Here is a 21808-nt window from a genome sequence, read left to right as displayed (position 1 = left end):
CCACCGCAGTCCGCCCCCATCGCAAGGAGCAGCCATGAGCCACCTCGTCCCGGCCATCGGTGCGGCCGCCCTCGCAGCGGCCGGCAACGTCTGGTGGGTGCCCGCCCTGGTCGATCTGCGGGCCGGCGACGACCGGCCGCACTCCGCCCGCCCGGCCGCCCTCGGCTGCCTCGCCTGGTGGCTCGGCACCGCGCTCACCGCCATGCTCTGGCTCACCCCGGCACCCGGCCGCCTCGGGCTCGCCGTCCTCGCCGCGGCGGCGGTCACGGGCGGTGCCCTCCGGCTCGCCGCGGTGCCCCGGCGGGAGGCCGAACTGCGCGAAGCGGCACGCACCTGGGCCGCCGTCGCACCGGCCACCGTGCCCCGGCCGGCCCGGAGGGGCGGCCCCCGGATCGGCCGCACGAGCCCGTGACCGGGCCGTTCGGCCCTTTCCGGGGGCAATGCGGCGGAGTTGGGTAAGGACAGGGATGCGTTCAATCGTCCGACACCAGTGGCAGGAGGAGCGGTCCACATGACCGAGGCGATCACTGTTCAGGCCTTCGACGGCGTCCCGCGCGAGGTCCTCGACGAGGCCCGCGGCCGGATCTCGGCCGCCGCGGACTGCGCCAACGCCCTCGTCGAGTCGCTGCGGGTCCGGCTGACCTCGGCCGGGCTGGCGCAGGTCAACGCCGAGGTCGACGGCCGCCGGATCCGGGTGCAGGAGACCGCGCGGGGCCTCGGCGAGGCGCTGGACCGGCTGGCCGACGGCCTGCGCCGCCGCATCACCGCCGTCACCGGCACCTGGACGCCGCGGTCCTGGCCGCAGCCGTCCCGCCCGCCGCTGCCTCCGATCGCGCCCGCGGCCGGCCCGCAGGTCATCGCCCGCGTCAAGTCGCCGTCGCTGGTGTGGTGTTCGCCGGACGCCGCGGCCCGCACCCTGGACGCGATGGACTACCGGATCCACCTGTTCACCGACCCGGCCACCGAGACCGACGCCGTCGTCTACCGGGTCGGCCCGACCGGCTACCGGCTGGCCAGGACGATCGCCGCCGCCCCGCCGCGCGGTTGCACGGCCCCGCTGACCGTCAGCCCGCACGGCGCCCCGGCGCTCGACGACCGGCAGGCCGCGGAGCGCCTGGCGGCCGCCGAACTGCCCTTCCTGTTCTACGCCCACCCCGCCGACGGCCGCGGCCGGGTGCTCTACCGTCGCTTCGACGGCCGGCTCGGCCTGATCACCGGCTCCTCCTGAGCCCCGGCCGGGCGGCTCACCGCGTGCCGATCACGACGGTGGCGTCCAACTCCTCGCAGACGGCGGTCCGGGCGGTCAGCCCGGCCGCCGCGAAGGCCGCCAGGGTGGTGGGGGCCTGGCGTTCGCTGGTCTCCACCAGCAGGTGGCCGCCGGGCGCGAGCCACTGCGGCGCGTCCGCGATCACCCTCCGCTGCACGTCCAGGCCGTCCGCACCGCCGTCCAGGGCGACCCGCGGCTCGTGCTCGCGGGCCTCCGCGGGCAGCAGGCCGATCGCCGCGGTCGGCACGTACGGCGCATTGGCGAGCAGGACGTCGACCCGGCCGCGCAGCTCGTCGGGCAGCGGCTCGTAGAGGTCGCCGAGGTGGACGGTGCCGCCGGCGGCGGCCGCGTTGCGGCGGGCGCAGCGGACGGCCGCCGGGTCGACGTCCGCGGCGTGCAGTTCGACCCCGGGGCCGAGGGCGGCGGCCAGCGCCACCCCGAGGGCGCCGACGCCGCAGCACAGGTCGAGCACCACCGCGGACGGTCCGGCCAGCAGCGCGGCCCGGCGGACGAGGAACTCGGTGCGCCGCCGCGGGACGAACAGGCCGGGGTCGACGGCGATCCGCAGACCGCAGAACTCGGCCCAGCCGAGGACGTGCTCCAGCGGCCGGCCGGCGGCCCGGGCGGCCACCATGGTGTCGGTTTCGGCCGCCGAACGGGCGGTGGCGAGGATCAGCTCCGCCTCGTCCTCGGCGAAGACGCAGCCCGCGGCGCGCAGCCGAAGCACGACGGCCGGGAACGCGGGAAGCGAGCGGGGGGAGTCGGAAGAACCGGTACTACGGGAGGAAGAAGACAACGGGAGCCTTTCGGGAACCGCCGAGGGGCGCTCCCGCGACCGCTACCGCGGTCGTGCCGTCCGGCCGTACGAGGAGAGCACCCAGCCTGCACCTGCGTCGATGGGTCCCACCTCCTCGATCCGTTCCCTGCTGGAGTGCCGCCACCCTACCCGAGTCCGGCCCGTTCGCGACCGTCCTTTCGGGACCGCCCGCCTTGTCCTGTCGTCGCTTCAGGAGCGGCCCTCGCCCGCCCCGCCGCCGAAGCGGGCCGTCCAGGCGGCCAGTTGCTCGTCGGTGACCTTGGCGAAGAGGACCGGCGGGACGGTGAAGCCGGTGCCCGCGCGCAGCAGGTCGAGGGAGCGGGCCTCGTCCGCGCCGGCCCAGCCGCGGGTGCGCGCGGCGGAGCCCTCCGGCACGGCGAAGCTCTCCCGCACCGTCCGGCAGGCGGCCGGCACGAACGGCTCGGAGACGACAGCGCAGAGGTGGATCACGTTCATCGCGGTGCGCAGGGTGAGCGCGGCCCCCTCCGGGTCGGTCCTCACCTGCTGCCAGGGCGCCTTCCCGTCGAGGTAGGAGTTGCCCGCGCTCCACAGCGCGCGCAGGCTGCGGACGGCCTTGCGGAACTCCAGCGCGTCGAGTGCGGCCTCGTACCCGGCGAGCAGCTCCGCGGCCCGCTCGCCGAGCTGCCGCTCGGCCTCCCCCGGTGCGCCGCCCGCCGGAACGGTGCCGCCGAACCGGCGGTGGGAGAACGAGAGCACCCGGTTGACCAGATTGCCGAAGGTGTCGGCGAGGTCCTTGTTGACCACGGCCCCGAAGAGCTCCCAGGTGAAGCTGGAGTCGTCCGACTCGGGCGCGTGCGCCATCAGGAACCAGCGCCAGTAGTCGGCCGGCAGCAGCTCCAGCGCGGCGTCGGTGAAGACGCCCAGCCGCTGGCTGGTGGAGAACTTCCCGCCGTAGTACGTCAGCCAGTTGAACGCCTTGACGTGGTCGACCTTCTTCCACGGGCGACGGGATCCGAGCAGCGTGGCGGGGAACATCACGGTGTGGAAGGGGACGTTGTCCTTCGCCATGAACTGCGTGTAGCGGACGGTGTCGTCGGCCTCGTACCACCAGGACGTCCAGTCCCGGACCTCCCCGGGCGGGGCGGCGTCGGCCCACTCCTCCGTGGCGCCGATGTACTCGATCGGGGCGTCGAACCAGACATAGAAGACCTTGCCCTCGGCGGCCAGCCCCGGCCAGGTGTCGGCCGGCACCGGCACCCCCCACTCCAGGTCGCGGGTGATCGACCGGTCCTGCAGTCCCTCGGCCAGCCACTTGCGGGCGATCGACGAGGCGAGCACCGGCCAGGAGTCCGCGCGGTCGGCGATCCAGCGCTCGACCTCGCCGGTCAGCGCGGACTGGAGCAGGAACAGGTGCCTGGTCTCGCGGACCTCCAGGTCGGCGCTGCCGCTGATCGCCGAGCGCGGCTGCAGCAGGTCGGTCGGGTCGAGCACCCGGGTGCAGTTCTCGCACTGGTCGCCGCGGGCCCGCTCGTACCCGCAGTGCGGGCAGGCGCCGACGATGTACCGGTCCGGCAGGAACCTCCCGTCCGCGGCGGAGTACACCTGGCGGACGGCCCGCTCCTCGACGAAGCCGTTGGCGTGCAGCTGCCGGGCGATCTCCTGGGTGATCCCGCGGTTCTGTGGCGAGGAGCTGCGGCCGAAGTGGTCGAAGGACAGGTGGAATCCCCGGTAGATCTCCTTCTGCCGCGCGTGGGCCCGTGCGCAGAACTCCTCGACGGGCAGACCCGCCTCCTGGGCCGCGAGCTCGGCCGGGGTGCCGTGCTCGTCGGTGGCGCAGATGTACAGCACCTCGTGCCCGCGCTGCCGCAGGTAGCGGGAGTAGACGTCAGCCGGGAGCATCGACCCGGCCATGTTGCCCAGGTGCTTGATCCCGTTGATGTACGGAAGAGCGCTGGTGATCAACTGCCGAGTCATCCCGGGCTGCTCCAGTCGGGGTGCGGATGCCGGTGCCGTCGGTCCTCCGGCTCACCGTACGCGGCACGGGCACCCCCTGCACGGCGCCGTCCCGGCGCTGCGGGCACGAGCTGCTCCAGAGCACGTCTTCAACGGCGTACGGGCACCCACAAGGGGCCGCGGGGAACTGCGCGACTCGGATGCCGACCGCCGTACAGAACCCGGCCCGGCCCATGTCACTGCACTGCCCGCCGCCCGGACTGCGCAGGTCTCCCCCAGCCTTCGGCCGGGAGGTGCCCCACGCGCCCCTGAATCAACCACCCGGCTGCCCTTTAGAGTCGGACGGACGCCTTCCACCGCCGACAGACAGGCCAGCCGTGCCGACCGCGCCCGTGATCCGCATCGACGTCCCCGGCTCCTTCCCGTGGGGCGTCTTCCACGAACGGCACCCCGAGCTCGTCCGGCAGGTCCTGGCGGCGCGGCCGTACGGGCCCGCCGAGCGGGCAGCGGTCGAGGACCTGCTCGCGGAGAGCACCGGCGGCCTGCTGGAGCCGCCCGGCACCGGTCTGCACGACCGGGCCCTGTGGCTCGCCCGGGGCGCCGGGCTCTGGGGCCGGCCCTGGAGCGAGGCACCCTTCCTGTGGGCGGAGAGCTGGTTCCACCGCAGGCTGCTCGAAGCGACCGGGTACTTCCGGCCCGGGCCCTGGCAGGGCATCGACCCCTTCGCCCCCTTCAAGGACGCCGAACTGGCCGGCGAGGCCGTGGACGGCGAACTCGCCGCTCTCGACGGGCTCGCCGACCTGCCCGGGGAGGCGCGGGCCCGGGCCCTGCTCTCCTCCGCCCTCTGGGGCAACCGCGCCGACCTGAGCTTCCGGATGGCGGCCGGTACGGACGGCGAGGCCGCCGCCGACCTGGTCGCGGACGACAGCGGGCCGCTGCTGGCCGAGCTGGCGCGCGCCCGGGGCGGCACGGTCTGTCTCATCGCCGACAACGCCGCCCGGGAGCTGCTGCCCGACCTCGTCCTGATCGACCACCTGCTGGCCGCGGACGGGGCGAACCGGGTCGTGCTGTACGTGAAGCCGCAGCCGTACTTCGTCTCCGACGCCACCATGGCGGACGTCCTGGCCGCGGTCGACCGCCTCCGTACGGCCGCCGGGGCCGCCCGGGTGGTGGGCGGCCGTCTCTGGCAGGCGATGGAGAGCGGCGCCCTGCGGGTCGCGACCCACCCGTTCTTCTGTGCACCGCTCCCGTACCGGGACATGCCCGCGGACCTCCGCGGCGAACTCGCCGGCGCCGCCCTGACCGTCCTCAAGGGCGACCTCAACTACCGTCGCCTGGTGGACGACCGCCACTGGCCGCCGACCACGCCCTTCGCCGAGGTGGCGGGCCACTTCCCGTCCCCGGTCGCCGCCCTGCGCACCCTCAAGTCCGATGTCGTGACCGGCCTGTCGCAGGCAACCGTCACCCGCCTCGACGCCACCCGTCCCGCCTGGCGCACCGCAGGCACCCACGCCCTCGTCCAGGTCCACGTGCCGCCCCGACCCTAGGAGTTCTCCAAGGTGTTCAGTGGTCGATTCGGGGGCGCGTGGGGCACCTCCCGGCCGAAGGCTGGGGAGAGCTGCGCAGTCCAGGGGCGGGCGGGCACCGAAGTGCCATGGGCCGAGCCGGGATTCGTACGGCGGACCACATCCGAATTGCGCAGTTCCCCGCGCCCCCAACGGCTGCCCGATCGCCTTTGAAGACACGCCCTGGCCGACCGCGGCCAAAGCGCCGGGGCGGAGTCCCGCGGCCTTCGCGCTCCGTATGGCGGCACGGACCGCGGTCGCCCCGCGGCGGGTGGCCGCCTCACCGGTACCGACCGCGAGCGTCCTGCTGCCGAGACCGGCGCAGGCGCGGCAGATCCCGGGCCACGGCACCGGGTCGTGGCACCTGCCACACTCCGCGTACCGGGTGCCCGCGGGCGGCCGGGCCCCCGGCACCGCGGGCATCCTGCGGGTCAGCCGATCCCGCAGCACCCCGAACGCCGAGTGGAGCGGGGCGGGCAGGCCCGGGAGCAGCGCCTGGGCGAGGTCGGCCGGGCTGCTGCCCCGTTCCAGCCGGCCGGCGACCAGCGGCGCCAGTCTCCGGGCCTCGGCCTGGCCGAGGCAGAGCCGGGGCTCCGGCCGGATCACCCGGAACAGCACGGACACGGCCTCGTCCGTGCGGTCGGCCGACCGCACGGCGGCCTGCTCGCCCGTCGCAGGTGCGGGCTCGGCCCGTTCGGGCTTCGCCGGTGCGGGCTCGGCCGGTGCGGGTTCTTCCCGTTCGGGCTCTGCCCGTTCGGGCTCCGACGGCGGGACAGGGAGAGCGGGTTCTCGTGTCGTAGACGTGGGTCGAGCTGTACCACCTGCCGTCCTCGCCCTGATGCTTGGCGACCCAGTAGGACCCGGCCTCGGTCAGCTCGTGGAGCGCCTTGGCGACGGCGCGACGGCCCTGCACGCTGCTGTCGGCCATGGTCCGGCCGTCGTCGCGCCAGCCGTTCGGCCGCGAGAGGAGGTCGCCGAGCAGCCCGCGCGCGGCATAGCTCAGGCGCCGGTTCTGCAGGGTGACATTCGGCAATGCCGTGAAGCTCGTTGCCGGTTCGGTACGATAGATGTGCATGGGGAGGTTGGACCCCTGGTGGCATGCCCCGGGGTGTTGCCGCACCGCCGGGGTCCTCTGCGTCTGGTCGCACGGAACGTCACACATGCAGAGTCAGCAGATCGACACGGTCCGTGTCGCTCGGATACAAGCGCCATTCGATCAACTCCCGCACCACGGCGGGCACCTCAGGTTATGACCGGAGCCGCGGGTCGATCGTCCACCGCCGCAGCAACGGGCTGTCCATTCGGCGCGAGGGCGGCTCGATCCTCCGGGCCATCCTCGGCCCGGGGGCCGCACTGCACCCTTCCGCAGCAACGCGCCGGGGAAACGGCGAAGGAACGCACGGGGCGCTGCGCAAACCACTCGGCTGAGCCTGCGTCACATCCGGTGTCGCCCTGGCGCACGGCACGCCCGGGGCGGCACTAGTCTTCCGATCATGGCCCTGCGACCCGATGAGTTCCACGACCGTGCACGCGCCGCCGCCGACGGTGAACTGCGGCTTCCGCTGGCGCGGATGACCGGCTGGGACATCAGCCCCTTCGAACCGGACGGGCTTCGCGTCGCGCCGCTGCGCCCGCCCGTGCTGCCCGAGCCGCCGCGCCACGGCGAGGACCCGGCGGACTGCCACATCTGCCGCGACCGGGACGAGGGCATCTGGTTCGACGACCGGTGGCGGCTGGCCCGGATCCCGGGCGTCGGTGTGCCGCTGGTGCTGATGCTGTACCCGCGCGACCACCACGACATGGCGGATCTGCCCGACGACCTGGCGGCCGAACTGGGCGTGCTCACCACGCACATCGTCCGCCACGTGCAGGCACTGCCGCACGTCTCCCGGGCCCACGTCTACCGGATCGGGGACGGCGCCGCGCACCTGCACATCTGGTTCTTCGCCCGGCCGGAGGGACAGGCCCAGCTGTATGGTTCGTGGCTGCCCGTCTGGGACGACCTGCTGCCGGAGTACCCGGCGGAGCCGGCCGATGCGGACGCGGCGGCCGTCGCCGACGCGCTGGCCGCCTCGTACGGAGGCCGCCGCACGGCCGCCCTCACTGAGACGTAGGGACACGCAGGGGCACGGAGCCAGGAAGGACACCGGGAAACGCGAGAGGCCCGGCTCGGGGATCACAACCCTGAGCCGGGCCTTCACTCCTGGAGCGGGCGACGAGAATCGAACTCGAGCATCTGCCACCTGGCTGTGGCCGAACCTTCGTGGGCAACCGGCAGCGCCTGATGGTCGGCATCACGTCCTACGGTCCTGCCTGCCCGGAGGAGCTGGCGAAGATGCGGCGGCACGATGCGACCTGGAGACGGTCGGCGTGCGCTTCGCCAGGCGGCACCCGGACTGCAGAGGCAAAAGGTCCCGGGCGAGACCAAGTCCGAGGCCGGCAGGCGGTTCCTCGTGTGCGGCGTTCCACTTTCGGGCGGAAACGGCGCGCGGCCCGCGCGAAGGTCGGCCCGCCGGTCGGCTTCAGGTCCGAGCCCACGCCGAAGGACACCATGGTGCGCCGGGGCAGTCGTCCGAGCGCGCCGCCATGATCTACCAGCACTCGGACCTCGATCGGCAGAGGGAGATCGCCGAGACGCTCGACACCCGCGTCCAGGCGCACCGGAAGGCCGTCCAGGAGCGATCTGGTGCGGATCTGGTGCAGGCTGCCTGAAGAGGTCTGGACACAGCAGAAACCCCAGGTCGCCGACCTGGGGTTTCTTGCTGGAGCGGGCGACGAGAATCGAACTCGCGCTCTAAGCTTGGGAAGCTCATGTTCTACCATTAAACTACGCCCGCATCTGACGACCCGTCAGGGGTCGCCCGATCAAGCACCACTGTACCCCATCCGCAGAGCGGCACGGGGCATGGCGTGAACGCGCCGCCGGCCCGGTGCAGGGGGGCGTCCGAGGGGCGTACTGTGTGGGCCGTTCCGACTGCACGAGGCGGCGAGCCGCTCCATGGAATGTCCGGAACATCCCCTAATGTGACGCTGGCGTCCGCGGTGCAGCCCTTCGCCCGGGCCCGCCGCACGGGCCGGGCGGGCCGCGCCGGGGCGCGAGGCGGACGGGGACCACGGGGAAGTATGGGAAGGGGATCGATGGAGCAGCGCACCGTCGTTCGTTGTGCCGAGGGGCACCTGTTCAGCACGGCCACGTTCCCGATGCAGAATCTCGGCACCGCCCGGCTCGGCCCGGGCAGACTCATCCGCTGTCCGCAGTGCGGACGCCTGCGGAGCTCGGTGCCGGCGGACGTGGGCGAGCTGTCCGGGGCGCAACTGGCACGCGCCATGCGGCTGGAGGCCGTGGAGTTCCTGGCCTGACGGTGTTCGGGCACGGCCGCGGGGCCGCGGACGATCGGTACCTGATTCGTCCGCGGCCCCGCGTTGCCTTTAACCTCGACTGCGTGCTGCTCTCTGACAAGGACATCCGGACCGAAATCGACAAGGGCCGGGTCGTGATCGACCCGTTCGACCCGAAGATGGTCCAGCCCTCCAGCATCGACGTCCGGCTGGACCGTTTCTTCCGGGTGTTCGAGAACCACCGCTACCCGCACATCGACCCCTCCGAGGAGCAGCCGGACCTGACCCGGCTGGTCGAGCCGGAGGGCGACGAGGCGTTCATCCTGCACCCGGGCGAGTTCGTGCTGGCCTCGACCTACGAGGTGATCACGCTGCCGGAGGACGTCGCCTCGCGGCTGGAGGGCAAGTCCAGCCTGGGCCGCCTCGGCCTGCTGACGCACTCCACGGCGGGCTTCATTGACCCCGGCTTCAGCGGCCACGTCACGCTGGAGCTGTCGAACGTCGCCACCCTGCCGATCAAGCTGTACCCGGGCATGAAGATCGGCCAGCTCTGCCTGTTCCGGCTCTCCTCGCCGGCCGAGCACCCGTACGGCTCGGAGCGGTACGGCTCGCGCTACCAGGGCCAGCGCGGCCCGACGCCGTCCCGCTCGTACCTGAACTTCCACCGCACCCAGGTCTGACACCGGCCTCCGCGGGCCCCGCAGGGCCCGCGGAGCCGGCACGGGGAGCGCAACGGCAGTGGGCCGCCGGTCGGTGATCGGCGGCCCACTGCTGCGTGCACGGGTGCGTGCGGGTTACTTCTTCTCGGCCAGGCAGAGCACGAACTTGTCGCTGAGCAGCTGCTGGGCCAGGCCGGCGGTGGAGCCTTCGACGGTGCCGCAGGCGTTCGGGTCGAAGGAGTTGTCGACGACCGAGATCACCTTGTAGTTGGCGTCGGCGCTGCCGCAGTCGACGGTGTCGACCTTGGGGTTGTTGTCGCTGCCGGTGACCTTGACGCACTCGCCGGCCTTGGCGTGCACCGGCTTGTCGGCGGCGGCGTAGCCGATGCCGAAGCTGATGGCGAGCTTGACCGCGACGATCAGCACCAGGGTGCCGACGCCCACGAGGATCTTCTTGAGCGGGCTCTTCTTCGGGGCGAGCACCGCCGCCTGGGCCGCCTGGGCGTACCCGTCGGGCACCTGGCCCGGGACGGGCTGGCCGTAGGCGGGTGCCGGCTGGCCCGGGGCGGGCTGGCCGTAGCCCTGGGCGGGACCGAAGCCGCCCTGCGCGGACGGGTCGGTGGGGAGGCCCTGGGGCGGCTGCGGGGTCGTCATGGTGTTCCTCGGCTGGGGACGGGTGCTGAGTGCAGCCGAACGCTACCGAGAGCGACCCTGCCCCGCCCCGAACAATTCGAACAATTGCCGCATAGGCTCACGGTGCGTTATCGATCTGCAACGGAGCCCGCCCCCGGGCCGGGAACCTCCGCGGTCCGCTGTGAGTTCAGACCCGCTTCGGCCGGGTCACGGCGACCAGCTCGCTGCCGTCCTCAGAGAGGGTCAGCTCGGTGCGCAGCTCGGCGAGCTCGCCGAGGTGGTGCAGGTGGGTGCCGCCGCAGAAGATCCGGGCCGAGCCCTGCGGGAGCTCGCAGTGCCACTGCCGGCGCGCGGTGAGCTCCGGCCCCGGCACGTCGATGCCGACCGGCGCGTCGGCGGCGACCCAGGCGGCGAGCTGCGCGTTGACGGCCTCGGTGAGGGCGGGGATCGCGTCCGCGAGCGCCGGGAAGTCCTCGCCGGCCTCGGTGGTGAAGCCCTTCTTCCGCAGCGACTTGCCGAGGCGGTAGGTGTCGGTGCTGGCCCCGGTGTCCATCACGGAGGTGGCCATGGCGAGGCTGTCGAAGTCGGGGTTGCCGAAGGCGTCGCTGCGGCCCGGATCCTTGCGCCAGCGCGGGGCGAGGGCGGCGTTGAGGGCAAGGGCGAGCAGGTGGCAGCCGCTGTGCGAGGCGGAGAGCAGGGCGCGGCGCTCGGCGTCCACGGCGAGCTCGGCGGTCGCGCCGACCGCGTCGGCGGGCTCCTGCTCGACGACGTGCAGCACCAGCCAGGACCACTCCTCGTCGCCGCGGCGGACGGGGATGTCCGCGCCGACCAGCAGCTCGCCGCCGTCCGGGCCGACCGCGCCGGTGAGGCAGTCCACCACCGGGTGCGCGACGCCGCCGACGGTGAGCGTGCCGAGGTCGGCGGGCTGGTCGGGCCAGGTGTGGTCGAGCGGGTGGAAGGGCGTCGCCTCGGTGACGACGGCGTACCGGCCGCCGTCCAGCGGGTGTACGGCGAGCACCGGCGAGGTGCCGGTCACCGCACCGGACGGGAAGCTGACGTGGGTGGTGGCGAGGGTCATGAGGGTGCTCCGGGCACTGCGTGGGGCAGACGGACAGACTGTCCACCCTATCGCCGCGGTCCGGTGCGCCTGCCGTCCCCGTGGTCACCGGCCCTCCCCGCAGCCGTCCGGACACGGCGACGGCCGGCACCCCGGTGCGGGGGCCGGCCGTCGGGGACACAGGTCAGCTCAGCGTCGGCAGCTTGATGAGGACGAGCAGCGCGAGCAGTTGCAGGGCGGCCGCGCCCGCGGCCTTGCCCCAGGGCAGGTCGTGCACCCGGCGGACCATGGTGGTCAGCAGGACCGCGCAGATCAGCCAGGTGATCCAGCCGACCACCTGGACGACCAGGTTGTCGGCGGGCAGGAACAGGGCCAGCAGCAGCCGCGGGGTGTCGCTCGTCCAGCCGATCAGCACGGCCAGGCCGACGGTGGACTGCCACGGGCCGTCACCGCCCAGCTGGCGGGCCAGCGCGTAGGTGACCGCGCCGAGCATGGCGCCGGCCAGTGCGAAGCCGATCGCGGCGGCGATCAGCGCCCAGGCCGCGACCGAGAAGGTGGAGTTGACGATGTCGTCGTGGGTGGCGCCCATGCCGAGCACCGCGAGCACGCCGTAGGCCAGCGAGACGGTGAGGGCGGGCAGCCAGGCCTGGTGGTCCCGCATCCGGTCGAAGGTGCGGGCGGGCTCGCGGTAGATCCCGACCAGCAGTTCCTTCCAGGTCGGGCGGGGCCCTGACACCCGGGGCGCCACCTGGCCGCCGGCCCGGTAGACGGCGACGTTGTCCTGCGCGCCGTAGGGCTCGCCGCCCTGCGCGTAGGCCTCCTGCCCGTAGCCGCCCTGGCCGTACGCCTCCTGCCCGTAGGGGTCGGCGGCGTAGCCGTCCGGACCGTACGGGTCCTGGCCGACCGGGAAGGCCCGGGTGTGGCCCTGCCCGTCGTCGGCGTACCCGTCGCCGAGGCCCCCGCCGGGGCCGGGGTGGCCCGGGATGGGCGCGGTGAAGTACTCGGGCTCCCCCGTGGGCCCGCCGCCGGGCTGCTGCCGCGGCGCCGGGCCGGCGGGCGCGGACCATCCCTGCCGGGGGTCGGCGCCATGCCCGTTGTCGTATCGATTGCCAGCCACGCCTCGACGGTACCTGCTCCGGCTGACCGGCCGTCGGTTGATCAACGGCCGGGCACCGGATTGCAGCCGTCCTGTGACGAGCGGCGGGATCGGCGCGGGGCGGCCGGTCTCCCGGCCGCCCCGCGCAGGTCAGCGCTGGGCGCCGATGGTCGGGCCGTGCACGGTGGCCGCGGCGGTCTCGCCGGCCGGGCAGCCGCCGGGGCCCGCGGTGGTGCGGACGGCGCCGACCGGCAGCAGCGTGCCGCAGGCGATCCGCAGGCCGCTCGGCAGCTCGTTGTCGGACTCGACGGTCGCGCCGTCGCCGATCACCGTGCCGTCCAGCGAGGTACGGGCACCGATGACGGCGTAGGCGCCGACGATGGAGTCCTTCACGTAGGCGTCGGCGCCGATCACCGCGCCGGGCAGGATCACGCTGCCCTCGACGATCGCGCCGGCCTCGATCTCGGCGCCCTCGGAGACGACGGTGCCGTTGCTGAGCACCGCGCCCGGGTCGACCTGGGCGCCGGGCAGCAGCAGGGCCTCGCCGGTCGGGCCGGGCACCGCCGGGGAGTCGACCTTGCCGAGCACCAGGTCGGCGGAGCCGCGGACGAAGGCGGCGGGGGTGCCGAGGTCCAGCCAGTACGAGGTGTCGACGACGCCGCGCAGCAGGGCGCCGGTGGCGAGCAGCTCGGGGAAGGTCTCGCGCTCGACGGAGACCTCGCGGCCGGCCGGGATGCGGTCGATCACCGAGCGGGTGAAGACGTAGCAGCCCGCGTTGATCTGGTCGGTGACGATCTGCTCGGGCGTCTCGGGCTTCTCGAGGAACTCCAGCACCCGGCCGTTCTCGTCGGTGGGGACGAGGCCGAAGGCGCGCGGGTCCTCCACCCGGGTGAGGTGCAGGGTGACGTCGGCGCCGGCGGCCACGTGCCCGTCGCGCAGCGCGGCGATGTCGAGGCCGGAGAGGATGTCGCCGTTGAACACCAGGACGGGCTCGTCGGGGCCGCAGGTCAGGCCGGCGGCGGCGTTGCGGATGGCGCCGCCGGTGCCCAGCGGCTCCTTCTCGGTGAGGTACACCAGCTCGATCCCGTACGGGCTGCCGTCCTGGAAGTGGTCCTCGAAGACCTCGGCGAGGTACGAGGTGGCGAGCACCACCCGGGTCACCCCGGCCGCCGCGGCCCGCGCCAGCTGGTGCGCGATGAACGGCACGCCCGCGACGGGCAGCATCGGCTTGGGGGTGTGGGTGGTCAACGGGCGCAGCCGGGTGCCCTTGCCACCGACCAGCATGATCGCCTCGGTCATGGTCTGAGCTTCTCCCCTGTGTACGGTACGGTCCCGGCCGTGATCGTCTCCTGGCCGGTGTCGATCTGTTCGACGCGTGGCCGGCGCGACCCCACGGGCCGTCCCCCGGCGGACCCGCGCACCGCGTGTCCAGCGCCTACTGTATTTCCTCCCGAGGCGCCCCCTGCCGCACGGCCCCCGGTTGTGCCTTCCCGACAAACGCGGGTGCCGCCGATCCGGCGCGGTCAGGGCAGCAGCCAACCGGCGGCGGGCTGGGTTCCGGCGGCCGTTCCGCCGCTCCTCCACAGCTGCGTGACGCGCTCCGCGGGCAGCGCCTGGCTCCAGATCTGCACGTTCGTGAGGGCGCCGTCCCAGGGGTCGGTCCAGGTGTTCTTCCAACGGGTGCGGCCGATCTGCAGCGGCCCGGTGGTCTGCCAGATGCCCGACACGGAGGTGGTCTGGGCGGGCGCGCCGTTGACGTACAGCCGGATCTGCTTGGTGCCGGCGTCGTACACGCCGGTGAGCATCACCCACTGGCCGGTGGTGGCCTGGCCGGTGGAGAAGGCCTGGCGGCTGGTGCTGTCCTCGCCGCCGGCCGCGGTCTGCACCTTGAACACCCACTGGTTGTGGCTGCCCCAGTAGTCCCGGCCCAGGTAGAAGGAGTAGTAGCTGCCGGTGCCCTGGCTGACGACGGCGCGCGCGCCGGTGGCCGCGTCGTTCCGCACCACCGCGGAGACGGTGAAGCTCTTCGAGGTGTCGACGACCGCGGCGGAGGTCTGCGCCCAGCCGTCGGCGCTGCCGTGCAGCAGCAGCGCCGGGCCGGTGTGGCCGGCGGCGGTGCCGACGGCGGCGCCCTGGCCGAGGGCGGCCGGGCGGGCGCCGCGGAGGTCGTCGAGGCGGGTCGGCGCCGCGCTCGGGGTGGCGGACCGGCCCGCGGAGGGGCTGCCCGAGGGGGCGCCGGAGGGCGTGGCGGAGGCGGACGGCGGCGGCGACGAGGCCGCGGAGACGCTCGGGACGGCGCTGGGCGGGCCGTCCACGGCGACGGTGGCCAGCGCGGTGGGTTCGGCGGTCCGCGGCCCGTCCGGGCCGTCCTGGCGCAGCAGGAGGGCGGTGGCGACGATGCCCGCGACGGCCAGCACACCGGCCACGGCGCCGCCGGTCATCAGCAGTCTGCGGCGGCGCTGTTGCCGCTCGTTGGACTCGGCCAGCGCGGCCCAGTCCGGGGTCGGGCTGCCGGGCGGTGCGATGCCCACCGGTGGCAGCAGGTACGCCGGCCGCCCCTCGCCCGCCGGGCCTGTGCCGTCCGGCGCGCCCCCGGGCCCGGGTGTGCCGCCGCTGCCGATGTGCGCTGTGCCCCCGCCGTCGCTCATGGGCGCTCATGCTAGGACACCGGTCGGGGCCGGACGCGCCCCGGCCCCGTGCGCCGTGGGGGGCGTACAGGGCCGGGACGGATGCCGGAGGGATCAGGCCTGGACGGTCTCGGGCTCGGGCTCGACCGGCTGCGCCTTGACGGAGTCGAGCAGCAGCTGGGCCACGTCGACGACCTTCAGGTGCTCCTTGGCCGCGCCCTCGTTCTTCTTGCCGTTGACCGAGTCGGAGAGCATGACGAGGCAGAACGGGCAGGCGGTGGAGACGATGTCCGGGTTGAGGGACAGCGCCTCGTCGACGCGCTCGGTGTTGATGCGCTTGCCGATCCGCTCCTCCATCCACATCCGCGCGCCGCCGGCGCCGCAGCAGAAGCCGCGTTCCTTGTGGCGGTGCATCTCCTGCTGGCGCAGGCCCGGGACCTTGTCCATGATCTCGCGCGGCGGGCTGTAGACCTTGTTGTGGCGGCCCAGGTAGCACGGGTCGTGGTAGGTGATCAGGCCCTCGACGGGGTTGACCGGGATCAGCTTGCCCTCGTCGATGAGGTGCTGCAGCAGCTGGGTGTGGTGGATGACCTCGAAGTGCCCGCCGAGCTGCGGGTACTCGTTGGCGATGGTGTTGAAGCAGTGCGGGCAGGTGGCCACGATCCGCTTGACCGGGGCGTCCTCCAGCGCGGCGTTCAGCGTCTCGACGTTCTGCGCGCCGAGCATCTGGAAGAGGAACTCGTTGCCGAGGCGGCGGGCGGAGTCACCGGTGCAGGACTCCTCCTTGCCGAGGATCGCGAACTTCACGCCCGCGGTGTGCAGCAGCTCGGCGAAGGCCTTGGTGGTCTTCTTGGCGCGGTCCTCCAGGGCGCCGGCGCAGCCGACCCAGTAGAGGTACTCGACCTCGGCGGGTTCGATGTCCTGGCCGATCACCGGCACCTCGATGCCGGTCTCCTTCTTGAGCTCCTTGACCCAGTCGAGGCGGGCCTTGGTGGCCATGCCCCACGGGTTGCCCTTGTTCTCCAGGTTCTTGAGCATCGTCCCGGCCTCGGTCGGGAAGGAGCTCTCGATCATGACCTGGTAGCGGCGCATGTCGACGATGTGGTCGATGTGCTCGATGTCGACCGGGCACTGCTCGACGCAGGCGCCGCAGGTGGTGCAGGACCACAGCACGTCCGGGTCGATGACACCGCCCTCCTCGGCGGTGCCGACGAGCGGACGCTCGGCCTCGGCGAGGGCCTCCGCGGCCACGCCGGCGAGCTGCTCGGCGGTGGCCTTCTCGTCGCCCTCCATGGACTTGCCGCCGCCGGCGAGCAGGTAGGGGGCCTTGGCGAAGGCGTGCTCGCGCAGGCTCATGATGAGCAGCTTCGGCGAGAGCGGCTTGCCGGTGTTCCAGGCGGGGCACTGCGACTGGCAGCGGCCGCACTCGGTGCAGGTGGAGAAGTCGAGGATGCCCTTCCAGGAGAAGTGCTCGACCTGGGAGACGCCGAAGACCGCGTCGTCGGCCGGGTCCTCGAAGTCGATCGGCTGGCCGCCGCTGGTCATCGGGCGCAGGGCGCCGAGCGCGGTGCCGCCGTCCTCCTCGCGCTTGAAGTAGATGTTGAAGAAGGCGAGGAAGCGGTGCCAGGCCACACCCATGGACGGGTTGATGCCGATGGTGATCGCCCACGCGAAGGAGATGCAGATCTTCAGCATCGCGAAGACGTAGATCAGGTTGACCAGCGTGCCGTGGGCGACGCCGTCGAACGCGGCGACGATCGGGTACGAGACCAGGTACGTCGGGTCGTAGGAGTCGACGCCCTCCAGGGCGCCCTCCAGGCCGCGCAGCATCATGATGCAGAGGCCGATGCCGAGGATGGTGTACTCGACGTAGAAGGCCTGCCAGGCGATCGAGCCGGCGAAGCGGGACTTGCGGCCGGCCCGGGAGGGCAGGCTGAGCAGCCGGATCACGATCAGCACCAGGATGCCGAGCGTGGTGAGGGTGCCGATGAGCTCGACGAAGATGTTCCAGGGCAGCCAGTGACCGATGACCGGCAGCGCGAACTCGGCGTCGAAGAGCTGGCCGAAGGCGTTCACCAGGGTGAGCACCAGCGAGAAGAATCCGACGGCGACGAACCAGTGGGCGACGCCGACGACGCCCCACCGGTTCATCCGGGTGTGCCCGAGGAACTCGGTGGCGACGGTCTTCACCCGTCGGGCGGGCTGCCCGAAGCGGGTGGCGTCCGCCTGTCCGGCCCGGACGACCTTGTAGATGTACGCGGCCGCCCGGGCGGCGAGCGCAGTGCCGATCACAGTGGTGACCAGCGAGATGACGATCGCTGCTAGCTGCATCGGCTCTCCGTCTCCAGCGGCTGGTGTCTAGGGGTCGCCCCAGTGTACTGGTCGGTAACTTAGCGACCCAACGCCCGGACCCTACCGCCCCGTAGCACTCGTTCAGAAGACGCTCAAGGTATGGCGGCAGTCACTAAGGACATACTCACCCATCCGGCGGCACCGAACGGCCACCGCCACCCGCCCGGCGCCTTCCGCCGACCGCGCAGCAAAGTTGAGCGACACCGACTCATGGCTGTTGACGGTCCCCGAACCGTCAGGCATGCTTGAGCCCGTAACGCTCAACTCTCCCGTGGAGGTATCTACGATGGCACGCGCGGTCGGCATCGACCTCGGTACGACGAACTCCGTCGTCAGTGTTCTTGAGGGCGGTGAGCCCACGGTCATCACCAACGCCGAGGGCGCTCGGACCACGCCGTCCGTCGTCGCCTTCGCCAAGAACGGCGAGGTCCTGGTGGGTGAGGTCGCCAAGCGCCAGGCGGTCACCAACGTGGACCGGACGATCCGGTCGGTCAAGCGCCACATGGGCACCGACTGGAAGATCAACCTGGACGGCAAGGACTTCAACCCCCAGCAGATCTCCGCCTTCATCCTGCAGAAGCTGAAGCGCGACGCCGAGGCCTACCTGGGCGAGACGGTCACCGACGCCGTCATCACCGTCCCGGCGTACTTCAACGACTCCGAGCGCCAGGCCACCAAGGAGGCCGGCGAGATCGCGGGTCTCAACGTCCTGCGCATCGTCAACGAGCCGACCGCCGCCGCCCTGGCGTACGGCCTCGACAAGGACGACCAGACCATCCTGGTCTTCGACCTCGGCGGTGGCACGTTCGACGTGTCCCTGCTGGAGATCGGCGACGGCGTCGTCGAGGTGAAGGCCACCAACGGTGACAACCACCTCGGTGGTGACGACTGGGACCAGCGCGTCGTCGACCACCTGGTGAAGACCTTCCAGGCCGGCCACGGCGTCGACCTGTCCAAGGACAAGATGGCCGTCCAGCGCCTCCGCGAGGCCGCCGAGAAGGCCAAGATCGAGCTGTCCTCCTCCTCGGAGACCTCGATCAACCTGCCCTACATCACGGCCTCCGCCGAGGGCCCGCTGCACCTGGACGAGAAGCTCACCCGGGCCCAGTTCCAGCAGCTGACCGCGGACCTGCTGGAGCGCTGCAAGCACCCGTTCCACAACGTCATCAAGGACGCCGGCATCGCGCTGTCCGAGATCGACCACGTCGTCCTCGTCGGCGGCTCCACCCGCATGCCGGCCGTCGCCGAGCTCGTCCGCGAGCTGACCGGCGGCAAGGACGCCAACAAGGGCGTCAACCCGGACGAGGTCGTCGCCATCGGCGCGTCCCTCCAGGCCGGTGTCCTCAAGGGCGAGGTCAAGGACGTCCTGCTGCTCGACGTCACCCCGCTGTCCCTCGGCATCGAGACCAAGGGCGGCATCATGACCAAGCTGATCGAGCGCAACACCACGATCCCGACCAAGCGCTCGGAGATCTTCACCACGGCCGAGGACAACCAGCCGTCCGTGCAGATCCAGGTCTACCAGGGCGAGCGCGAGATCGCGGCGTACAACAAGAAGCTCGGCATGTTCGAGCTGACCGGCCTGCCGCCGGCGCCGCGCGGCCTGCCGCAGATCGAGGTCACCTTCGACATCGACGCCAACGGCATCATGCACGTGGCCGCGAAGGACCTCGGCACCGGCAAGGAGCAGAAGATGACCGTCACCGGCGGCTCCTCGCTGCCGAAGGACGAGGTCGACCGCATGCGCCGCGAGGCCGAGCAGTACGCGGACGAGGACCACAAGCGCCGCGAGGCCGTGGAGACCCGCAACCAGGGCGAGCAGCTCGTCTACTCGACCGAGAAGTTCATCGCCGACAACGCCGACAAGCTCCCCGCCGACGTCAAGACCGAGGTCGAGACCGCCATCGGCGAGCTCAAGGAGGCGCTGAAGGGCGAGGACATCGCGGCGATCCGCGAGGCCACCGAGAAGGTCTCCACCACCGCCCAGAAGCTCGGCGCCGCGCTCTACGCGCAGGCCGACGCCGCCGGTGCGGCCGGTGCCGGCGAGGCCGCCGGCGCCAAGGAGGACGACGTGGTCGACGCCGAGATCATCGACGACGAGAAGCCCAAGGGCGGTGCCGCATGACGGAGAAGGCGCGGGGCGGCGAGCCCGGCGACGACTCCGCCGAGGAGGCCGTGCTCAAGGCCGCCGAGGAGGCCGTGGCGGGCGCCGACGAGCTCGCCTCGGCCAAGCGCGAGGCGAGCGAGCGCACCGCGGACCTCCAGCGCCTGCAGGCCGAGTACCAGAACTACCGCAAGCGGGTCGAGCGCGACCGTCTGACGGTCCGGGAGATCGCCGTCTCCAACATCCTGGAGTCGCTGATCCCGGTGCTGGACGACATCGGCCGGGCCCGTGAGCACGGCGAGGTGACGGGCGGCTTCAAGTCGGTCGCCGAGTCGCTGGAGACCGTGGTCGCCAAGCTGGGTCTGCAGCAGTTCGGCAAGGAGGGCGAGGCCTTCGACCCGACGCTGCACGAGGCGCTGATGCACAGCTACTCCTCGGACGTCACCGAGGACACCTGCGTGCAGATCCTCCAGCCGGGCTACCGGATCGGCGAGCGGATCATCCGCCCGGCGATGGTCTCGGTCGCGGAGCCCCAGCCGGGCACCCAGACCACGTCCGCCCCGGACGCCGACAAGCCGGAGTCCGCCAAGGGTGACGGTGCGGCGGACAGCTGACAATCTGTGTGCTGCGGAGTCGTACGCCGACCGCGTCGGGGTGCGACTCCGCAGCGCCGTTCAGACACATTTCGGGAGGTGGCGGCAGCCATGAGCACCAAGGACTACGTGGAGAAGGACTACTACAAGGTCCTCGGAGTGCCCAAGGACGCCACCGCGGCCGAGATCAAGAAGACCTACCGCAAGCTGGCCCGCGAGTTCCACCCGGACGCCAACAAGGGTGACGCCAAGGCCGAGGAGCGGTTCAAGGACATCTCCGAGGCGTACGACGTCCTGTCGGACGAGAAGCGCCGCAAGGAGTACGACGAGGCCCGCAGCCTGTTCGGCAACGGCGGGTTCCGTCCCGGCGGCGCCGGCGGCAACTACAACTTCGACTTCGGTGACCTGTTCTCCGGCTCCGGCGGGGGCGGCGGCGGGATCGGCGACGTCTTCGGCGGCCTGTTCAACCGCGGCGGCCGGCAGGCACAGCCGCGGCGCGGCGCCGACGTCGAGACCGAGGTGACGCTCTCGTTCGTCGAGGCGGTGGACGGCGCGACCGTCCCGCTGCGGATGACCAGTCAGGCCCCTTGCCGCGCCTGCGCCGGCACCGGCGCGAAGGCCGGCACCACCCCGCGGGTCTGCCCGACCTGTGTCGGCGCGGGCACCGTCAGCCGCGGCCAGGGCGCCTTCGCGCTCTCCGACCCGTGCCGCGACTGCAAGGGCCGCGGCATGATCGTCGACGACCCGTGCACGGTGTGCCACGGCAGCGGCCGCGCCTCCTCGGCCCGGACGATGCAGGTGCGCATCCCGGCCGGGGTGCAGGACGGCCAGCGGATCCGCCTCAAGGGCAAGGGCGCCCAGGGCGAGCGCGGCGGCCAGCCGGGCGACCTCTACGTCACCGTGCACGTGGACGGCCACCCGGTGTTCGGCCGCAAGGCCGACAACCTCACCGTGACCGTGCCGGTCACCTTCCCCGAGGCGGCCCTCGGCGGGACGATCGAGGTCCCGACCCTCAACGGGCCCGCGGTGAAGCTCAAGCTGCCGGCCGGCAGCGCCAACGGCCTCACCCTCCGGGCCCGGGGCAAGGGCGCCACCCGCAAGGACGGCACCCGCGGCGACCTGCTGGTCACCGTCGAGGTCGTCGTCCCCAAGCACGTCACCGGAGACGCGCTGAGCGCACTGGAGCAGTACCGCGAGGCCACCGCCTCGGACGACCCGCGAGCCGCCCTGTTCCAGGCGGCGGAGGGAGCGTGACCAGATGACGACCCCCGACAGCCCGATCGGCCCCGGCCTCGGCGAGGGCCTGCCCGGCTCGGTGCCGCGCCGGCCGCGCGGTACCCCGGCTCCGCAGTACGTGCTGACCGAGGACACCCCGGTGTACGTGATCTCGGTGGCCGCGGAGCTCTCCGGCCTGCACCCGCAGACCCTGCGGCAGTACGACCGGCTCGGCCTGGTCTCGCCCGACCGCACGGCCGGCCGGGGCCGTCGCTACTCGGCCCGGGACATCCAGCAGCTGCGCGAGGTCCAGCGGCTCTCCCAGGACGAGGGCATCAACCTGGCCGGCATCAAGCGGATCATCGAGCTGGAGAACCAGGTCGCCGCGCTCCAGTCCCGGGTCGCGGAGCTCGCGGACGCCCTCGACGGTGCCGCCACGGCCATCCAGCAGCGCGAGGCGGCGGTGCACGCGTCCTACCGCCGCGACCTGGTGCCGTACCAGCAGGTCCAGCAGTCCAGTGCGCTGGTGGTCTGGCGTCCCAAGCGCTGATCGGGCCCCCAGGGGCCGCC

Annotated in this window: 19 protein-coding genes and 1 tRNA gene; 11 read left to right on the top strand and 9 right to left on the bottom strand. The window is 72.7% G+C overall.

Annotated elements, in window-relative coordinates; genetic code table 11:
- Positions 1-34: 34 nt before the first annotated feature.
- The gene (locus KSNIM_RS19725; RefSeq protein WP_263104525.1) at positions 35-412 is read left to right on the top strand and encodes a hypothetical protein; all 378 of its coding nucleotides are present in this window, start codon (positions 35-37) and stop codon (positions 410-412) included.
- 99 nt (positions 413-511) lie between these two features.
- Positions 512-1228 (top strand): sigma 54 modulation/S30EA ribosomal C-terminal domain-containing protein, encoded by a 717-nt coding sequence (locus KSNIM_RS19720; protein ID WP_263104524.1) that lies wholly within the window; start codon positions 512-514, stop codon positions 1226-1228.
- A gap of 16 nt (positions 1229-1244) precedes the next feature.
- Here KSNIM_RS19720 and KSNIM_RS19715 read toward each other — a convergent pair whose 3' ends face one another.
- Positions 1245-1994, bottom strand: a complete 750-nt coding sequence (locus KSNIM_RS19715) for a putative protein N(5)-glutamine methyltransferase (RefSeq protein ID WP_263104523.1) — start codon at positions 1992-1994, stop codon at positions 1245-1247.
- A 279-nt stretch (positions 1995-2273) separates the two neighbouring features.
- Positions 2274-4019: a methionine--tRNA ligase gene (gene metG, locus KSNIM_RS19710; RefSeq protein WP_263104522.1), complete on the bottom strand. Its 1746-nt coding sequence runs from the start codon at positions 4017-4019 to the stop codon at positions 2274-2276.
- A 356-nt stretch (positions 4020-4375) separates the two neighbouring features.
- Between metG and KSNIM_RS19705 the strand changes: the two genes are divergently transcribed.
- The 3 genes from KSNIM_RS19705 to KSNIM_RS19695 all read left to right on the top strand — a co-directional run bounded on the left by KSNIM_RS19705 (position 4376) and on the right by KSNIM_RS19695 (position 8275).
- On the top strand, positions 4376-5545 hold the full coding sequence (locus KSNIM_RS19705) for a damage-control phosphatase ARMT1 family protein (protein ID WP_263104521.1): 1170 nt from the start codon (positions 4376-4378) through the stop codon (positions 5543-5545).
- Positions 5546-7056: 1511 nt separating this feature from the next.
- Positions 7057-7677 (top strand): hypothetical protein, encoded by a 621-nt coding sequence (locus KSNIM_RS19700; protein ID WP_263104520.1) that lies wholly within the window; start codon positions 7057-7059, stop codon positions 7675-7677.
- Positions 7678-8149: 472 nt separating this feature from the next.
- Positions 8150-8275, top strand: a complete 126-nt coding sequence (locus tag KSNIM_RS19695) for a hypothetical protein (RefSeq protein WP_263104519.1) — start codon at positions 8150-8152, stop codon at positions 8273-8275.
- Between the two features lie 51 nt (positions 8276-8326).
- Here the strand turns inward: KSNIM_RS19695 and KSNIM_RS19690 are convergent.
- A tRNA-Gly gene (locus KSNIM_RS19690) sits at positions 8327-8400 on the bottom strand.
- A gap of 301 nt (positions 8401-8701) precedes the next feature.
- Between KSNIM_RS19690 and KSNIM_RS19685 the strand changes: the two genes are divergently transcribed.
- On the top strand, positions 8702-8923 hold the full coding sequence (locus KSNIM_RS19685) for a hypothetical protein (protein WP_263104518.1): 222 nt from the start codon (positions 8702-8704) through the stop codon (positions 8921-8923).
- Positions 8924-9006: 83 nt separating this feature from the next.
- The gene (gene dcd / locus KSNIM_RS19680; RefSeq protein WP_263104517.1) at positions 9007-9582 is read left to right on the top strand and encodes a dCTP deaminase; all 576 of its coding nucleotides are present in this window, start codon (positions 9007-9009) and stop codon (positions 9580-9582) included.
- Between the two features lie 114 nt (positions 9583-9696).
- Here dcd and KSNIM_RS19675 read toward each other — a convergent pair whose 3' ends face one another.
- The 6 genes from KSNIM_RS19675 to KSNIM_RS19650 form a co-directional block, all read right to left on the bottom strand.
- Positions 9697-10215: a hypothetical protein gene (locus tag KSNIM_RS19675; RefSeq protein ID WP_263104516.1), complete on the bottom strand. Its 519-nt coding sequence runs from the start codon at positions 10213-10215 to the stop codon at positions 9697-9699.
- Between the two features lie 166 nt (positions 10216-10381).
- Complete coding sequence (locus tag KSNIM_RS19670) at positions 10382-11272, bottom strand: metal-dependent hydrolase (protein WP_263104515.1); 891 nt, start codon at positions 11270-11272, stop codon at positions 10382-10384.
- A gap of 163 nt (positions 11273-11435) precedes the next feature.
- Positions 11436-12368, bottom strand: coding sequence for a Yip1 family protein (locus tag KSNIM_RS19665; protein WP_263104514.1), 933 nt, complete (start codon positions 12366-12368; stop codon positions 11436-11438).
- A gap of 129 nt (positions 12369-12497) precedes the next feature.
- Positions 12498-13646: an NDP-sugar synthase gene (locus KSNIM_RS19660; protein WP_263104513.1), complete on the bottom strand. Its 1149-nt coding sequence runs from the start codon at positions 13644-13646 to the stop codon at positions 12498-12500.
- Between the two features lie 224 nt (positions 13647-13870).
- On the bottom strand, positions 13871-14995 hold the full coding sequence (locus KSNIM_RS19655; protein WP_263104512.1) for a LamG domain-containing protein: 1125 nt from the start codon (positions 14993-14995) through the stop codon (positions 13871-13873).
- Positions 14996-15088: 93 nt separating this feature from the next.
- A complete protein-coding gene (locus tag KSNIM_RS19650; protein WP_263104511.1) occupies positions 15089-17305 on the bottom strand; it encodes a (Fe-S)-binding protein in 2217 nt (738 codons plus the stop codon).
- Positions 17306-17612: 307 nt separating this feature from the next.
- Between KSNIM_RS19650 and dnaK the strand changes: the two genes are divergently transcribed.
- The 4 genes from dnaK to KSNIM_RS19630 all read left to right on the top strand — a co-directional run bounded on the left by dnaK (position 17613) and on the right by KSNIM_RS19630 (position 21788).
- The gene (gene dnaK, locus KSNIM_RS19645) at positions 17613-19451 is read left to right on the top strand and encodes a molecular chaperone DnaK (protein ID WP_263104510.1); all 1839 of its coding nucleotides are present in this window, start codon (positions 17613-17615) and stop codon (positions 19449-19451) included.
- Positions 19448-20044, top strand: coding sequence for a nucleotide exchange factor GrpE (gene grpE, locus KSNIM_RS19640; protein ID WP_263104509.1), 597 nt, complete (start codon positions 19448-19450; stop codon positions 20042-20044). Before dnaK ends, grpE begins: the two co-directional genes overlap by 4 nt.
- 90 nt (positions 20045-20134) lie before the next feature.
- Positions 20135-21277 (top strand): molecular chaperone DnaJ, encoded by a 1143-nt coding sequence (dnaJ, locus tag KSNIM_RS19635; RefSeq protein WP_263104508.1) that lies wholly within the window; start codon positions 20135-20137, stop codon positions 21275-21277.
- Positions 21278-21281: 4 nt separating this feature from the next.
- Positions 21282-21788, top strand: a complete 507-nt coding sequence (locus KSNIM_RS19630) for a heat shock protein transcriptional repressor HspR (RefSeq protein WP_263104507.1) — start codon at positions 21282-21284, stop codon at positions 21786-21788.
- The last annotated feature ends 20 nt before the right edge of the window (positions 21789-21808 follow it).

The sequence above is a fragment of the Kitasatospora sp. DSM 101779 genome (assembly GCF_025655475.1).
Lineage (GTDB): Bacteria > Actinomycetota > Actinomycetes > Streptomycetales > Streptomycetaceae > Kitasatospora.
This window is presented reverse-complemented; position numbering and strand designations above follow the sequence as displayed.

Bases quoted from the DNA above. Each gene is read 5' to 3' on its own strand.
- KSNIM_RS19725 (WP_263104525.1), top strand. From the start codon at position 35: ATGAGCCACCTCGTCCCGGCCATCGGTGCGGCCGCCCTCGCAGCGGCC.
- KSNIM_RS19720 (WP_263104524.1), top strand. From the start codon at position 512: ATGACCGAGGCGATCACTGTTCAGGCCTTCGACGGCGTCCCGCGCGAG.
- metG (WP_263104522.1), bottom strand. From the start codon at position 4,019: ATGACTCGGCAGTTGATCACCAGCGCTCTTCCGTACATCAACGGGATC.
- KSNIM_RS19700 (WP_263104520.1), top strand. From the start codon at position 7,057: ATGGCCCTGCGACCCGATGAGTTCCACGACCGTGCACGCGCCGCCGCC.
- KSNIM_RS19695 (WP_263104519.1), top strand. From the start codon at position 8,150: ATGATCTACCAGCACTCGGACCTCGATCGGCAGAGGGAGATCGCCGAG.
- KSNIM_RS19685 (WP_263104518.1), top strand. From the start codon at position 8,702: ATGGAGCAGCGCACCGTCGTTCGTTGTGCCGAGGGGCACCTGTTCAGC.
- KSNIM_RS19675 (WP_263104516.1), bottom strand. From the start codon at position 10,215: ATGACGACCCCGCAGCCGCCCCAGGGCCTCCCCACCGACCCGTCCGCG.
- KSNIM_RS19670 (WP_263104515.1), bottom strand. From the start codon at position 11,272: ATGACCCTCGCCACCACCCACGTCAGCTTCCCGTCCGGTGCGGTGACC.
- KSNIM_RS19660 (WP_263104513.1), bottom strand. From the start codon at position 13,646: ATGACCGAGGCGATCATGCTGGTCGGTGGCAAGGGCACCCGGCTGCGC.
- KSNIM_RS19655 (WP_263104512.1), bottom strand. From the start codon at position 14,995: ATGAGCGACGGCGGGGGCACAGCGCACATCGGCAGCGGCGGCACACCC.
- KSNIM_RS19650 (WP_263104511.1), bottom strand. From the start codon at position 17,305: ATGCAGCTAGCAGCGATCGTCATCTCGCTGGTCACCACTGTGATCGGC.
- dnaK (WP_263104510.1), top strand. From the start codon at position 17,613: ATGGCACGCGCGGTCGGCATCGACCTCGGTACGACGAACTCCGTCGTC.
- grpE (WP_263104509.1), top strand. From the start codon at position 19,448: ATGACGGAGAAGGCGCGGGGCGGCGAGCCCGGCGACGACTCCGCCGAG.
- dnaJ (WP_263104508.1), top strand. From the start codon at position 20,135: ATGAGCACCAAGGACTACGTGGAGAAGGACTACTACAAGGTCCTCGGA.
- KSNIM_RS19630 (WP_263104507.1), top strand. From the start codon at position 21,282: ATGACGACCCCCGACAGCCCGATCGGCCCCGGCCTCGGCGAGGGCCTG.